The sequence below is a fragment of the Streptomyces sp. NPDC048606 genome, from assembly GCF_040650855.1.
Classification (GTDB): Bacteria; Actinomycetota; Actinomycetes; order Streptomycetales; family Streptomycetaceae; genus Streptomyces.
Genome location: NZ_JBEZIB010000003.1, coordinates 170,958 through 184,377 on the forward strand (window position 1 = coordinate 170,958; position 13,420 = coordinate 184,377).

The following is a 13,420-nucleotide window of genomic DNA, read 5'->3' on the forward strand; positions in this document are numbered from 1 at the left end:
TGTTTCACGTGAAACACGGTGCACCGGGCGGGCCGTAGGCTGGCCGGGTGAGCGAGCAGAGCGAACAGACCGTCCCCGAAGAGCCCGCCGCGTCCGGTGACGAGCGTCCCGAGGCACGGCTCGACCGTGCCGTGCGGGCCGCCGAACAGGCGCTGATCGAGTTCGAGATCGCGGTGGAGACCTTCCGGGTGGAGGTCGAGAACTTCTCCCGGCTGCATCACCAGAAGCTGGGCCCGATGTACTCGCGGCTCGACGAGCTGGACGCGCTGATCGCGGAGGCGCGGGCGGCCCGCAGCGGGGATCCGGAGGATCTGTGGCGGGCGCGCGAGGCGCGTTCGTTGGTCATGCCGATGCCCGGGGTGGACGAGTTGTTCCACGACTGGCTGGACTCGGACGGGATCTCCGACGACGCGGCCGCGATGCTCACCGAGCGGTCCGTGCGCCCGCCGGAGCGCGTGCGGCCCACGGAGGAGGTCCGCCGGCTGTACCGGGAGCTGGTCCGTCGGGCCCACCCCGACCTGGCCCAGGACGAGACCGAGCGGGCGCGTCGCGACGCGTTCATCGCGCGGGTCAACGCCGCGTACGGGCGGGGCGAGGAGCGGCTGCTGCGCGAGCTGGCCGAGGAGTGGGAGGCCGGTCCGGCGCCGCAGGAGGCGCGGCCGAGCGAGAGCGAGGAGCTGTACGCCCGGCTGGAGTGGCTGGCGCGGCGCAAGGAGCTGCTCGCGCTGGTGGCGCGGGAGCTGGAGGACAGCGCGATCGGGTCGATGCTGCGGATGGCGCCGGACGACCCGGACCGGCTGCTGGAGGAGATCGCCGAGCAGCTGCTGGCGCAGGTCTCCGAGCGGGAGTCGGAGCTGGCGGAGCTGACCGGACCGGCGTAGCGGGCTCAGGGGCCCAACGGGCCCCGGCCGGTCGTCCGGTGCCTCAGGCGGTCGTCCGGTGCGCCGGGCGGCCGTCGGTGGGCCTCGCCGGGTTCCGGCGGTCGGGGGCGGGCGGTGTCCCGGTCGAGGCCCGGGGGCCCGTGGGTCGGGTCGGATAGGTTGGCAGCCGTATCCGTGTAGAGAGAAGGCGACAGCTATGAACCTCGGACCGCTTCCCTCGGTGGCCGCCGCGGCGGTGCCCGCCGAAGGCTTTGTCCTGGACGTCCGTGAGGACGACGAATGGGCGGCCGGGCACGTCGAGGGCGCGTTGCACATCCCGATGAGCGACTTCGTCGCCCGCTACGGCGAGCTGACCGAGGCCCTCGCTGAGCAGGACGGCCGGGTGTACGTGATGTGTCGCGTCGGCGGTCGTTCGGCGCAGGTGACCCAGTACCTGGTGCGCCAGGAGATCGACGCCGTGAACATCGACGGCGGGATGCAGGCCTGGGACGGTGCCGGGCGCCCGATGGTGACGGACAACGGGAGCCCGGCCTTCGTGCTGTAGCCCCGGTTCAGGCGAGGGGGTGGGCGGCCAGCAGGTCGCCCAGCGCCTCCTCGTGGGCCGCCGCCGGCCCGAGTTGGAGCTCCAGCTGCTTGGCCCAGGCGTGGTAGCGGTGGAGCGGGTAGTCGGTGTCGGCGCCGAAGCCGCCGTGCAGGTGTTGGGCGGTCTGCACGACGCGGCGCACGCCCTCCGAGGCCCAGATCTTGGCCACCGCGACGTCCCCGGCGACGGGCAGCGGACCTCCGGCGCCCTCGCCGGCCGAGTCGAGCCGCCAGGCGGCCTGCCAGAGGGTGGCCTCCATGGCGCGCAGGTCGATGTACCGGTCGGCGGCCTGGACGGCGACCGCCTGGAAGGTGGCCACCGGGAAGCCGAACTGCTCGCGCTTGGCGGTGTAGCGGCTGGTCATGTCGAGGACGTTCTCGCCCAGTCCGAGCGCGAGGGCGCAGGTCCCGGTGGCCAGGACCTGGCGGAGCCGCTCCCACGCGGCGGGGTCCTCGACGAGGTGCGAGGCCGGTACGCGGACGCCGTCCAGGGTGAGTTCGGCGAGGCGCTCGCCGCTGGTCGAGAACTGTTCGGCGAGGGTGAGCCCCTCGGCGGAGCGGGCGACGAGGGCGAGGACGGCGCCGCCCTCCCCGGTGTGGGCCGGTACGGCGATCCAGTCGGCGCAGTGCGCCCACGCGACGGAGGTCTGGAGCCCGTCCAGGACCCAACCGGCTTCCTCGCGGCGGGCGGTGACGGCGAGTTCGGCCGGGTCGTGGCCGGTGCGGCCGTGCGCGGCGGCGGTGAGGACCAGCCGGCCGCTTCCGGCGTCGGGCAGCAGGGCGGTGAGTTCGGGGCCGCCGTGGGCCTGGAGGGCCATGGCGGTGGCGCAGTGCTCCAGCAGGGGCACCCGGGCCAGGACCCTCGCCGCCTCGCGCAGCACCAGGCACAGGGCGATGGTGTCCAGGCCCGCCCCGCCGTGCTCCTCGGCCAGGACCAGGCTCAGCAGGTCGGATCCGGCGAGCGTGGCCCACAGCGGCCGGTCCAGGTCCTGCGCGACGGCGCCGGGGGTGAGGGCCGGGCTGGGCACGCGGTCGGGGGCCACGTCCGCGAACACGGCCTTCGCCGCCTCGACGGCCGCCCGCTGTTCCTCGGTGAAGGTGAAGTCCACTGCCTGTCCTCCCGCGCGCACCGGATCGATCTGGTCTGACGGTGCGTCAAGATAGAACAGGTTCTCGTAAATGCACAGGGGCGGGCCACCGGTACGTGCCCCACGTCCCGGTGGCCGCGCCCCGCGCTTCGCGTCGCGTGCTTCGCGCCCTGTGCTTCGCGGCCGGTGCCTCAGCGGTCGAAGTCGATCTCCACGTCCTCCGTGACGGAGTGCGACTGGCAGGCCAGTACGAACCCGGCCTCCGTCTCGTCCTCCTCCAGCGCGAAGTTGCGCTCCATCCGCACCTCGCCGGAGACCACGAAGGCCCGGCAGGTGCCGCACACGCCGCCCTTGCAGGCGTACGGGGCGTCCGCGCGGTTCCGCAGCACGGCGTCGAGCAACGACTCCCCGTCCCGGACCGGCCAGGTGCCGGAGCGGCCGTCGAGGCGGGCGGTGACCCGGGCGTGCGTCGGCGCGTCCGCGCGGGCGGGGGCCGGCGCGGCGGTGCCGTCGACGTGGAAGATCTCCTGGTGCACCCGGGTCCGTACGACGCCCAGGGAGCCCAGGGCCCGCTCCGCGCCCTCCACCAGCCCGAACGGCCCGCACAGGAACCAGCCCGTCACCTCGGTGACCGGCAGCAGCGCGGGCAGCAGGGCCGCCAGCCGTGCCTCGTCGAGCCGGCCGGACGGCAGACCGGCCTCCTGCTCCTCGCGGGAGAGGACGGTGACCAGCTGGAAGCGGTCCGGGTAGCGGTCCTTGAGGTCGGCCACCTCCTCCAGGAACATCGTGGAGGAGGCGCTGCGGTCGCCGCGCACCAGACAGAACCGGGCGTCGGGACGGGCGGCCAGCAGCGAGGCGGCGATCGACAGCACCGGGGTGATGCCGCTGCCGCCGACGATCGCCGCGTAGTGCGCGTCGGCCGGGGCGGCGGCCGGGTCCAGGACGAACCGGCCGGCCGGGACCATCACGTCCAGCTCGTCCCCGGCGGCGATCTCCTTGTGGGCGAAGGTGGAGAACTCGCCGCCCTCCACCAGGCGGACGCCCACCCGCAGCAGGGCGGGACCCGGGCCGTCGGCGGCCGGGGCCGGGGAGCAGATCGAGTAGGAGCGGCGCACCTCGGTACCGTCGGCGCCGCCGCGGCGCAGCGTCAGGTGCTGGCCGGGGGCGTGCAGGTACTCGGGGCGCAGCTCCTCGGGAACGGCCAGGGTCAGGGCCACCGAGTCGTCGGTGAGCCGGTCGACCGCCGCCACCGTCAGCCGGTGGAACGCGCCGTGGCGTGCGGGGCGCGAGCCGGCCGTAGGCGCCTGGGGCACGGGGACGGCCATCTACAGCTCCTTGAAGTGGTCGAACGGTTCGCGGCAGGCCACGCAGCGGCGCAGCGCCTTGCACGCGGTGGAGGAGAACCGGCTCAGCAGCTCGGTGTCGGTGGACCCGCAGTGGGGGCAGCGGACCGACAGGGTGAGCGGGACCGGTCCGCCGGCGGAGTGCGGACGGGGCGGGGCGATGCCGAACTCGGCCAGCTTGCGGCGGCCCTCGGCGGTGATGTCGTCGGTGGACCAGGCGGGGGCCAGCACGGTCGTGACGCGGACCCGCGGTATGCCGTGCCCGACGAGGGCCTTCTCGATGTCGGCGGACATGGCCTCGATGGCCGGGCAGCCGGTGTAGGTGGGCGTGAGGGTGACCTCGGCGTGCCCGTCCTCGTGCATCCGCACCCCGCGTACGACGCCCAGCTCGGCCAGGGTCAGCACGGGCAGCTCCGGGTCGGGGACGGAGCCCGCCAGCGCGGCCAGCTCCGCCTCCAGCCGGCTGCCGGCCGCGGCCGGGGTGTCGGTGGCGCTCACCACGACGCTCCCGGGTGGCTGCGGTGCAGGTGCTGCATCTCCGCGAGCATCCGCCCGAAGGACTCGGTGTGCAGGCCCTCACGGCCCGCTCCGGCGGCCCAGGCGCCCTTGCGCGGCCCCTCGGGCAGCTCCAGGCCGGCCCGCTCCAGCAGGGCGCCCAGCGCGGTCAGCCAACGCCGCTCCAGGGCGGCCATGGTCTCCGGGCCCAGGCCCAGTCCCTCGACGGGTCGGAACAGCTCGCCGGTGAACTTCCACAGCGCGTCCAGCGCGGCGCGCATCCGCCGGCGGCTCTCCTCGGTGCCGTCGCCGAGGCGCAGCGTCCACTGCTCGGCGTGGTCGCGGTGGTAGGCGGTCTCCTTCACGGCCTTGGCGGCGAGCGGGGCGAACGGGCCGTCCCCGGCGGCCAGTTCCGTGTACAGCTCGTGCTGGTGGAGGGAGAAGTAGAGCTGGCGGGCGATGGTGTGGGCGAAGTCGCCGCCCGGCTGCTCGACCAGCTGGAGGTTGCGGAAGGACCGCTCCTCGCGCAGGTAGGCGAGCTCGTCCTCGTCGCCGGCCATGGACAGCAGGACGCGGGCCTGGCCGAGGAGGTCGAGCGCGATGTTGGCGAGGGCGAGCTCCTCCTCCAGGACGGGGGCGTGCCCGGCCCACTCGCCGAGGCGGTGGGAGAGGATCAGCGCATCGTCGCCGAGGGCGACGGCCGCGGCCGCGGTGGCGGCGTCGATCCCGGTGGTGGTGGTCGCGTCGGCGGTGGTGGCGGCGGTGTCGCTCACAGGTGACGCACCCCCTCGGGGATCTCGTAGAAGGTGGGGTGGCGGTAGGGCTTGTCGGCGGACGGCTCGAAGAACGGGTCCCGCTCGTCGGGCGAGGAGGCGATGATCTCCGTGCTGGGCACCACCCAGATCGAGATGCCCTCGCCGCGCCGGGTGTAGAGGTCGCGGGCGTTGCGCAGGGCCATCTCCGCGTCCGGGGCGTGGAGGCTGCCCGCGTGCGTGTGCGAGAGGCCGCGGCGCGAGCGCACGAACACCTCCCACAGGGGCCAGTTCCGCGTCATGCCTGTACCTCTCGTCCTGTGCCGGTGTGCTTCTTCGCGTACGCCGCGGCCGCGTCGCGGACCCAGGCGCCTTCCTCGTGGGCCCGGCGCCGCTGGTCGATGCGCTGTTCGTTGCAGGGGCCGTTGCCCTTGAGCACGTCCCAGAACTCGGCCCAGTCGATGGCGCCGAAGTCGTGGTGGCCGCGCTCCTCGTTCCACTTGATGTCCGGGTCGGGCAGGGTCAGGCCGAGGGACTCGGCCTGGGGGACGGCGATGTCGACGAAGCGCTGGCGCAGCTCGTCGTTCGAGTGCCGCTTGATGCGCCAGGCCATGGCCTGCGCGCTGTGGACCGACTCGTCGTCCGGGGGACCGAACATCATCAGGGAGGGCCACCACCAGCGGTCCACGGCGTCCTGGGCCATCGCGTGCTGGGCCTCGGTGCCGCGGGAGAGCGCGAGCAGCAGCTCGTACCCCTGGCGCTGGTGGAAGGACTCCTCCTTGCAGATCCGGACCATGGCGCGGGCGTAGGGACCGTAGGAGCAGCGGCAGATCGGAACCTGGTTGGTGATCGCCGCGCCGTCCACGAGCCAGCCGATCGCGCCGACGTCGGCCCAGGTCAGGGTGGGGTAGTTGAAGATCGACGAGTACTTCTGCCGGCCCGTGTGGAGCTTGTCGAGCAGCTCGTCGCGGCTGGTGCCGAGGGTTTCGGCGGCGCTGTAGAGGTAGAGGCCGTGGCCCGCCTCGTCCTGCACCTTGGCCATCAGGATCGCCTTACGGCGCAGCGAGGGCGCCCGGGTGATCCAGTTGGCCTCGGGCTGCATGCCGATGATCTCGGAGTGCGCGTGCTGGGCCATCTGACGGACCAGGGAGGCGCGGTACTCGTCGGGCATCCAGTCGCGCGGCTCCACCCGCTCGTCCGCCGCCACGGCGGCGTCGAAGGCGGCCAGCAACTGCGCGCCCAGGTCGGTGTCGGCGCCGAGGTCCGACCCGAGGTCGGCCGTGCGTGCCCCGACCGCGCCCGTCGCCGGTGCCGTGTTCTTGCTCGGGCCCGTTTCCGGGGTCACTGCGACCATCCCGGTCCCCTGTCCTGAGTCTGCCGTCCGCCCGACCGACCGATCGTTCGGTTCATTCGCTTCAATGGTGAGACGGCGGCCCGTAGGGTGTCAACCTCTGTGGGCAAGCCTGTGGACGTCGGATGATCGGGGCGGGATGGATTCGAACGAGCACGAGGCCGCGGAAGGAGCCCTTCCGTCGATCGATCCGCCGCCGTCGCCGCCCGTGCCGAAGGCACCGCCGGCGCCCCCCGCGCCCGGGATCGCGGGCCTCTCGGCCCCCTACCGGGTCGTGGCGGCGTTCGCCCTGGCCGTCGTGGCCGTGGCCGCCTGCGCCCACCTGGCGCTGGTCTTCCTGCACGTGGCCCCGTCCAACACGGTCAGCAAGCGCCACGCCGACGTGATCGACGGATGGATCTACCCCGAGTTCGAACAGAACTGGAAGCTGTTCGCGCCGAACCCGCTCCAGCAGAACATCGCCGTCGAGGTCCGCGCCCAGGTCCGCGGCACCGACGGGAAACTGGTCACCGAACCGTGGCGCGACCTGTCCGCCGAGGACGGCGCGGCCATCCGCCACAGCCTCCTGCCGAGCCACACGGAGCAGAACGAGCTCCGCCGGGCCTGGGACTTCTTCACCGGCTCCCACGACGAGGAGAACCGACCGAACGGCGAGCGCGGCGAGCTGTCCGAGCAGTACCTGCGACGGATCGCCCTGAACCGGCTGACCCCCTCCTACGGGGACGGGGAGCGGATCGTACGGATCCAGCTGCGCTCGGCGACGCGGGCCGTCCCGGCGCCGGCCTGGAGCGAGGAGAAGACCGACACCCAGACCTACTTCCGGGAGCTGCCGTGGTGGAACGTCTGAGCACGGCGGAACGCCTGCGCACGGCGCTCGCGCAGGTCACCGGCCGGGCCCTCGGCCCCTACCAGAGCGCCGTGGTCCGCATCGGCTTCGCCGGCACCTGGCTGTTCTTCCTGCTGCGCGAGTTCCCCAACCGCCACGAGCTGTACGGCCCGGACGGGCCGTGGAGCTGGGAGCTGGCCCGCCGGCTGGTCGAGACGAACCGTGCCTTCACGGTGCTGCTGTGGTCCGACTCCACGCTCTGGTTCGAGACCGTCTACGCGCTGTCCGTGCTGGCGAGCCTGCTGCTCCTGCTCGGCTGGCGGACGCGGGGCACCTCGGTCGTCTTCATGGTCGGCGTGCTCTCGCTCCAGAACCGCAGCGTCTTCATGGGCGACGGCGGCGACAACGTCATCCACCTGATGGCGATCTACCTGGTGCTGACGCGCTGCGCGCGGGTGTGGTCGCTGGACGCCCGCCGGATCCGGCTGCGCGGGTCCGCGGCGGCCGGGGCGGCGGGGCCGGCGCTGTGGGCGGTGCTCGGCGGGTTCCTCGTGTACGGGGTCTTCGCCGGCGGGTTCGGCGCGGGCTGGACGGCCGCCTTCGTGGCGCTGTGGGTGGGCGCCGGCCTGTGGTGGCTGGTCGAGCGGTACGACGACCCCGCGGGCGGCGGCGAGCGGCGGGCGCTCCTCGACGTGCTCGCGAACCTGCTGCACAACGCCGGAATGCTGGTGATCATGGCGGAGGTGTGCCTGATCTACGCCACCGCCGGCTGGTACAAGATCCAGGGCTCGCGGTGGCAGGACGGCACCGCCCTGTACTACCCGCTCGGCCTCGACTACTTCACCCCGTGGCCGGGGCTGTCGGAGGTGCTCGCGGGCAGCGGGACGCTGGTGATGCTGCTGACCTACGGGACGGTCGCGGTGCAGGTCGCGTTCCCGTTCACGCTGTTCAACCGGCGGGTCAAGAACGTGCTGCTGGCCGTGATGATGCTGGAGCACCTGGGGATCGCGGTGCTGCTGGGGCTGCCGTTCTTCTCGCTGGCGATGATCGCCGCCGACGCGGTGTTCCTGCCGACCGCCGCGCTGGTCTGGGCGGGTGCGCGGGCCGGCGCGGTGGCGGGGGTCGCCGCCGGGTGGTGGGGACCGCGCGGGACCGGACCCGCGCCGGCCGCCGTCGCGGCGGAGGCGCAGGCGGATGCGGGGGCGCAGGCGGGGGTCGGGGCGCGCTGAGGCCGCTCGACCGCGGGCGCGCGCCCGGCAGGTCGTAGGGTCGGGGCCATGAGCGAGCAGTGGGGTCCCGACGAAGGTGCGCGGCAGTGGCGGGAGACCGTCGGCGGGGACGGGGTGATCGTCCTCGACGGGTTCCACGCGCTGAAACACGCCCTGCGCTTCGGCGCCGAGGTGCTGGTGGCCGTCGCCGACGACCCGGGCGCCGTACGGGCGCTCGCCGCCGGGCTGGCCCCCGACGTGGCCCCGGCCGTGGAACGGCTGGTGCGCCCGGGAGCGCTGAGGGAACTCCTGCCCCGCGTCCACCCCACCGGGGTCGCCGCGCTCGCCCTGCGCCCCGACCGGGCGGCGGGCCTGGCCGCGCTGGCCCGGACGCCCCGCACCGCGCCGATCGTGCTGCTCGACAACCCCCGCAACCTCGGCAACGTCGGGGCCGTCGTCCGCCTCGCCGCCGGCTTCGGCGCCACCGGCGTGGTGACCCGGGGGGAACTTGACCCCTGGCACCAGAACGTCGTCCGCGCCGGCGCGGGACTGCACTACGCCACCACCGTGGACCGGCTCGCGCTGGACGAGCTGCCGGCGGGGCCCGTCTACGCGCTCGACCCGGAGGGCGAGGACATCCGCGCCCTCACCCTCCCGGACGACGCCCTGCTGGCCTTCGGCTCGGAACGCCACGGGATCTCGCCCGAGCTGCGCGCCCGCGCCGACCACCTGGTGTCCCTGCCGATGCGCCCGCAGGTGTCCAGCTACAACCTGGCCACCAGCGTGGCCATGACCCTCTTCCACTGGGGCGGACCCCGGGACGAGACGACCTAGCCCTGGCGGCGGACCTCCACCACGCGGAAGCGGTTCGAGACGAACGCGCCGTCGCACAGCGCGGCGTTCGCCGCCGGGTTGCCGCCCGAGCCGTGGAAGTCGGAGAAGGCCGCGGTCTGGTTCACGTAGACCCCGCCCGTCAGGTTCAGCGACAGCTGCGCCGACTCCTCCATGCAGACCTCCTCCAGGGCCCGCTCGGTGTCGGGGGAGGTGGTGTACGCGCCGACCGTCATGGCGCCCTTCTCCCGCACCGTCCGGCGCAGCAGCTCCAGCGCGTCCGCCGTGGAGTCGACGGCCACCGCGAAGGAGACCGGGCCGAAGCACTCCGACAGGTACGCCGCCTCCGGGTCCGGCTTGGAGGCGTCCAGCTTCACCATCACCGGGGTGCGCACGACGGCGTCCGGGAACTCCGGATTGACGACCTCGCGGGAGGCCAGCGCCACCTCGCCGAGCCCGGCCGCCGCCTCCAGGCGGGCCTTCACGTCCGGGTTGACCAGCGCGCCCAGCAGGGCGTTGGCGCGGGCGTCGTCGCCGAGCAGCCCGGCGACGGAGGCCGCGAGGTCCGCGACGACCTCGTCGTAGCCCTTGTGGCCGGCGTCCGTCTCGATGCCGTCGCGGGGGATCAGCAGGTTCTGCGGGGTCGTGCACATCTGGCCGCTGTACAGGGACAGCGAGAAGGCCAGGTTGGACAGCATCCCCTTGTAGTCGGACGTCGAGTCGATGACGACGGTGTTGACGCCCGCCTTCTCCGTGTAGACCTGCGCCTGGCGGGCGTTGGTCTCCAGCCAGTCGCCGAACTCCGTGGATCCGGTGTAGTCGATCAGCCTGATCTCGGGGCGCAGGGCGAGGGTCTTGGCGATGCCCTCGCCCGGACGCTCGACGGCCAGGGCCACCAGGTTCGGGTCGAACCCGGCCTCGGCCAGGACCTCGCGCGCCACCCGCACCGTCAGCGCGAGCGGCAGCACGGCGCGCGGGTGCGGCTTGACGAGGACCGGGTTGCCGGTGGCGAGGGAGGCGAACAGGCCCGGGTAGCCGTTCCAGGTGGGGAAGGTGTTGCAGCCGATCATCAACGCGATGCCGCGCGGCACGGCGGTGAAGGTCTTGCCCAGCTCCAACGGGTCCCGCTTGCCCTGCGGCTTCGACCAGTCCGCCCGGCCCGGGACGCGGGTCTGCTCCTCGTAGGCGTACGCCACGGCCTCCAGGCCGCGGTCCTGCGCGTGGGGGCCGCCCGCCTGGAAGGCCATCATGAAGGCCTGGCCGCTGGTGTGCATGACCGCGTGCGCGAACTCGTGCGTGCGCGCGCCGATCCGCGCCAGGATCTCGACGCAGACCAGGGCCCGGGTCTCGGGCCCGGCGTCCCGCCAGGCGCCCATGCCGGCCCGCATCGCGGGCAGCAGCACGTCCGGGTCGACGTGCGGGTACTCCACGCCGAGCTCCGGGCCGTACGGGGAGACCTCGCCGCCGACCCAGCCGTCGGTGCCGGGCTGCCCGAGGTCGAATCGGGTGCCGCGCACGGCCTCGAAGGCGGCCAGGCCGTCGGCCGGGGCGGTCTCGCCGTAGGCCTTGGGGTGTTCGGGATGCGGCGACCAGTAGGCGCGGCTGCGCAGGGCGGCCAGCGCCTGGTCCAGGGTGGACCGGTGCTTCTCGGTCAGCCGGGGAAGGGTGAGCTCGGCGGCCATCAGGGACCAACTCCTCGTTGAGCCGGGCAAGATCAGGCTGGTTCGCAGACTGGGATCAGGCGGGGGCGGGTGAAGAAGAGCAGACTGGAGTTAGAGTAACCGAACGATCGGTCGGTACAAGAGGGCCCGGCGGACCTGTGGACAACCCGGTGCGGGAGGATCAGCACATGACAGCAATCGAGCGGTCCCGCACAGTGGCGGTCGTCGGCGCGGGCACCATGGGGCAGGGCATCGCCCAGGTCGCCCTCCTCGCGGGTCACCCCGTGCTGATCCACGACATCGACGCCCCGGCCGCCGCCGCCGCGGTGGCCGCCGTCCGCGACCGCGTCGAACGGCTGGTCGCCAAGGGCCGCCTGGACCGGGCCGAGGCCGATGACGCGGTCGGGCGGATCGCCGCGGCCGGCGCCCCGGCCGAGCTGGCCGACGCCGCGCTCGTGATCGAGGCCGTCGTCGAGGACACCGCCGTCAAGCGCCGGCTCTTCGAAACCCTCGAAGGGGTCGTGGCCCCGGACTGTCTCCTGGCCACCAACACCTCCTCCCTCTCCGTCACCGAACTCGCCGCCGGCCTCGCGCACCCCGGCCGCTTCCTCGGCCTGCACTTCTTCAACCCGGCCCCGCTGCTCCCCCTCGTCGAGGTGGTGAGCGGCTTCGCCACGGACCCGGCCGCCGCCGACCGCGCGTACGCCACCGTCCTCGGCTGGGGCAAGAGCCCCGTCCGCTGCGCCGACACCCCCGGCTTCATCGTCAACCGGATCGCCCGCCCCTTCTACGCCGAGGCCTTCGCGGTGTACGAGGAGCGGGGTGCCGACCCGGCGACCATCGACGCCGTGCTGCGCGAGAGCGGCGGCTTCCGGATGGGTCCGTTCGAGCTGACCGACCTGATCGGCCAGGACGTCAACGAGGCCGTGACCCGCTCCGTGTGGGAGTCCTTCTTCCGCAGCCCCAAGTTCACCCCCTCCCTCGCCCAGCGCCGCCTGGTGCAGTCGGGCCGCCTGGGCCGCAAGTCCGGGCGGGGCTGGTTCCCGTACGGCGACGACGCGACGCGCCCCGAGCCGCACACCGCGGGCCCCGAGCGGGCACCGGACAAGGTCACCGTCGTCGGCGACCTCGGTCCGGCGGCGGCGCTCGCGGAGCTGATGGAGGAGGCCGGGATCGCGGTCACCGCCGTCGGGCACGGCGGCCCGTACATCCAGCTCCCCGGCGAGGGCCAGCTCGTCCTCGCGGACGGCAAGACCTCGGTGGAGTTCACGGACGTCGTCTACTTCGACCTCGCGCTCGACTACCGCGAGGCGGGCCGGATCGCCCTCTCCGCGGGCGAGGACACCAGCGAGAGCACCCTGGCCGAGGCCGTGGGCCTCTTCCAGGCGCTCGGCAAGAAGGTCTCCGTCATCGGCGACGTGCCCGGCATGATCGTCGCCCGGACCGTCGCCATGCTGATCGACCTCACCGCCGACGCCGTCGCCCGCGGCGCGGCCTCGGCCGAGGACGTCGACACCGCGATGCGGCTCGGCGTCAACTACCCGCTCGGCCCGACCGAATGGCACGGGCGGGTCGGCCGCGACTGGGCGTACGACCTGCTCCACCACCTCGACGAACGCTGTCCCGGAGGCCGCTACGCGCCCTCGCTGGCCCTGTTCAAGCTGGGCTACGCCGGGGACGACACGGCCGAAGGGGACCTCGACGACGTCGACGACCTCGAAGACGCCGAATACGCCGAAGAATTCGACGACGCCGACCGGGGCGAGGGGGAGGCGCGATGACGACCGTCAGGCGCGACACCTACACCCCCGAGACCCTGCTCTCCGTCGCCGTCCAGGTCTTCAACGAGCGCGGTTACGACGGCACCTCCATGGAGCACCTGTCGAAGGCCGCAGGGATCTCCAAGTCCTCGATCTACCACCACGTCGCGGGCAAGGAGGAGCTGCTCCTGCGCGCCGTCAGCCGGGCGCTGGACGGCCTCTTCGCCGTCCTGGAGGAGCCGGACGCGGTACGCGGTCGCGCGGTCGCGCGCGTCGAGCACGTCACCCGGCGCACGGTGGAGGTCCTGGTCGCGGAGCTTCCCTACGTCACCCTGCTGCTGCGGGTGCGCGGCAACACCCGCACCGAGCGCTGGGCGCTGGAGCGCCGCCGCGAGTTCGACCACCGGGTGGCGGAGCTGCTGGGGGCGGCCGCGGCCGAGGGGGACCTGCGGGCGGACGTGGACATCCGGCTCGCCACGCGGCTGCTGTTCGGCATGGTGAACTCCCTGGTCGAGTGGTACCGCCCGCACCCGGGAACCACCCCCGACCAGCTCGCGGACGCGGTGGTCAGCATGGCCCTGGACGGTCTGCGCGCGACCCGGCCGCAGAGCACGGCGTAGCGCCGCGGGTCACGGCGTGGCG

Annotated in this window: 14 protein-coding genes; 7 read left to right on the plus strand and 7 right to left on the minus strand. The window is 73.6% G+C overall.

What is annotated here, in order from left to right:
- Positions 1 to 47: 47 nt before the first annotated feature.
- Entirely contained in the window at positions 48 to 881 is an 834-nt protein-coding gene (locus AB0D01_RS04890) for a hypothetical protein (protein ID WP_363053583.1), read from the plus strand.
- Between the two features lie 196 nt (positions 882 to 1,077).
- On the plus strand, positions 1,078 to 1,425 hold the full coding sequence (locus AB0D01_RS04895) for a rhodanese-like domain-containing protein (RefSeq protein WP_363053584.1): 348 nt from the start codon (positions 1,078 to 1,080) through the stop codon (positions 1,423 to 1,425).
- Positions 1,426 to 1,432: 7 nt separating this feature from the next.
- Here the strand turns inward: AB0D01_RS04895 and AB0D01_RS04900 are convergent, their stop codons facing one another.
- The 6 genes from AB0D01_RS04900 to paaA form a co-directional block, all read right to left on the minus strand.
- Positions 1,433 to 2,572, minus strand: a complete 1,140-nt coding sequence (locus AB0D01_RS04900; protein ID WP_363053585.1) for an acyl-CoA dehydrogenase family protein — start codon at positions 2,570 to 2,572, stop codon at positions 1,433 to 1,435.
- A gap of 170 nt (positions 2,573 to 2,742) precedes the next feature.
- The gene (locus tag AB0D01_RS04905; RefSeq protein WP_363053586.1) at positions 2,743 to 3,876 is read right to left on the minus strand and encodes a 2Fe-2S iron-sulfur cluster-binding protein; all 1,134 of its coding nucleotides are present in this window, start codon (positions 3,874 to 3,876) and stop codon (positions 2,743 to 2,745) included.
- Positions 3,877 to 4,392: a 1,2-phenylacetyl-CoA epoxidase subunit PaaD gene (paaD, locus tag AB0D01_RS04910; protein ID WP_363053587.1), complete on the minus strand. Its 516-nt coding sequence runs from the start codon at positions 4,390 to 4,392 to the stop codon at positions 3,877 to 3,879.
- A complete protein-coding gene (gene paaC / locus AB0D01_RS04915) occupies positions 4,389 to 5,114 on the minus strand; it encodes a 1,2-phenylacetyl-CoA epoxidase subunit PaaC (protein WP_363053738.1) in 726 nt (241 codons plus the stop codon). Before paaC ends, paaD begins: the two co-directional genes overlap by 4 nt.
- 44 nt (positions 5,115 to 5,158) lie before the next feature.
- Complete coding sequence (gene paaB, locus AB0D01_RS04920) at positions 5,159 to 5,443, minus strand: 1,2-phenylacetyl-CoA epoxidase subunit PaaB (protein ID WP_363053588.1); 285 nt, start codon at positions 5,441 to 5,443, stop codon at positions 5,159 to 5,161.
- Entirely contained in the window at positions 5,440 to 6,495 is a 1,056-nt protein-coding gene (gene paaA, locus AB0D01_RS04925) for a 1,2-phenylacetyl-CoA epoxidase subunit PaaA (RefSeq protein ID WP_363053589.1), read from the minus strand. Before paaA ends, paaB begins: the two co-directional genes overlap by 4 nt.
- Before the next feature lie 64 nt (positions 6,496 to 6,559).
- On the opposite strand from paaA, the gene AB0D01_RS04930 reads away from it, so the two are divergent.
- From AB0D01_RS04930 to AB0D01_RS04940, 3 genes are read left to right on the plus strand one after another with little or no spacing between them, the layout of a single operon-like run.
- Positions 6,560 to 7,339, plus strand: a complete 780-nt coding sequence (locus AB0D01_RS04930; protein ID WP_363053590.1) for a DUF5819 family protein — start codon at positions 6,560 to 6,562, stop codon at positions 7,337 to 7,339.
- Entirely contained in the window at positions 7,327 to 8,547 is a 1,221-nt protein-coding gene (locus AB0D01_RS04935; RefSeq protein ID WP_363053739.1) for an HTTM domain-containing protein, read from the plus strand. The genes AB0D01_RS04930 and AB0D01_RS04935 overlap by 13 nt, the downstream gene beginning before the upstream one ends.
- 48 nt (positions 8,548 to 8,595) lie before the next feature.
- On the plus strand, positions 8,596 to 9,360 hold the full coding sequence (locus AB0D01_RS04940) for a TrmH family RNA methyltransferase (protein WP_363053591.1): 765 nt from the start codon (positions 8,596 to 8,598) through the stop codon (positions 9,358 to 9,360).
- On the opposite strand, the gene paaN is transcribed toward AB0D01_RS04940, so the two are convergent.
- The gene (gene paaN / locus AB0D01_RS04945; RefSeq protein ID WP_363053592.1) at positions 9,357 to 11,039 is read right to left on the minus strand and encodes a phenylacetic acid degradation protein PaaN; all 1,683 of its coding nucleotides are present in this window, start codon (positions 11,037 to 11,039) and stop codon (positions 9,357 to 9,359) included. The two genes, AB0D01_RS04940 and paaN, sit on opposite strands and share 4 nt — an antisense overlap.
- A 167-nt stretch (positions 11,040 to 11,206) precedes the next feature.
- Here paaN and AB0D01_RS04950 point away from each other — a divergent pair, with 167 nt between their 5' ends.
- Together AB0D01_RS04950 and AB0D01_RS04955 are read left to right on the plus strand one after the other, a co-directional pair.
- The gene (locus AB0D01_RS04950) at positions 11,207 to 12,799 is read left to right on the plus strand and encodes a 3-hydroxyacyl-CoA dehydrogenase (RefSeq protein ID WP_363053593.1); all 1,593 of its coding nucleotides are present in this window, start codon (positions 11,207 to 11,209) and stop codon (positions 12,797 to 12,799) included.
- Positions 12,796 to 13,398 carry a TetR/AcrR family transcriptional regulator gene (locus AB0D01_RS04955; RefSeq protein ID WP_363053594.1) on the plus strand — a complete coding sequence of 201 codons (603 nt, stop codon included), beginning with the start codon at positions 12,796 to 12,798 and terminating at the stop codon, positions 13,396 to 13,398. The genes AB0D01_RS04950 and AB0D01_RS04955 overlap by 4 nt, the downstream gene beginning before the upstream one ends.
- Positions 13,399 to 13,420 lie beyond the last annotated feature (22 nt).

Excerpts from the sequence above, each read along its gene's own strand:
- AB0D01_RS04895 (WP_363053584.1), top strand. The coding sequence starts at position 1,078 with ATGAACCTCGGACCGCTTCCCTCGGTGGCCGCCGCGGCGGTGCCCGCC.
- AB0D01_RS04905 (WP_363053586.1), bottom strand. The coding sequence starts at position 3,876 with ATGGCCGTCCCCGTGCCCCAGGCGCCTACGGCCGGCTCGCGCCCCGCA.
- paaB (WP_363053588.1), bottom strand. The coding sequence starts at position 5,443 with ATGACGCGGAACTGGCCCCTGTGGGAGGTGTTCGTGCGCTCGCGCCGC.
- paaA (WP_363053589.1), bottom strand. The coding sequence starts at position 6,495 with ATGGTCGCAGTGACCCCGGAAACGGGCCCGAGCAAGAACACGGCACCG.
- AB0D01_RS04930 (WP_363053590.1), top strand. The coding sequence starts at position 6,560 with ATGGTGAGACGGCGGCCCGTAGGGTGTCAACCTCTGTGGGCAAGCCTG.
- AB0D01_RS04940 (WP_363053591.1), top strand. The coding sequence starts at position 8,596 with ATGAGCGAGCAGTGGGGTCCCGACGAAGGTGCGCGGCAGTGGCGGGAG.
- paaN (WP_363053592.1), bottom strand. The coding sequence starts at position 11,039 with ATGGCCGCCGAGCTCACCCTTCCCCGGCTGACCGAGAAGCACCGGTCC.
- AB0D01_RS04950 (WP_363053593.1), top strand. The coding sequence starts at position 11,207 with ATGACAGCAATCGAGCGGTCCCGCACAGTGGCGGTCGTCGGCGCGGGC.
- AB0D01_RS04955 (WP_363053594.1), top strand. The coding sequence starts at position 12,796 with ATGACGACCGTCAGGCGCGACACCTACACCCCCGAGACCCTGCTCTCC.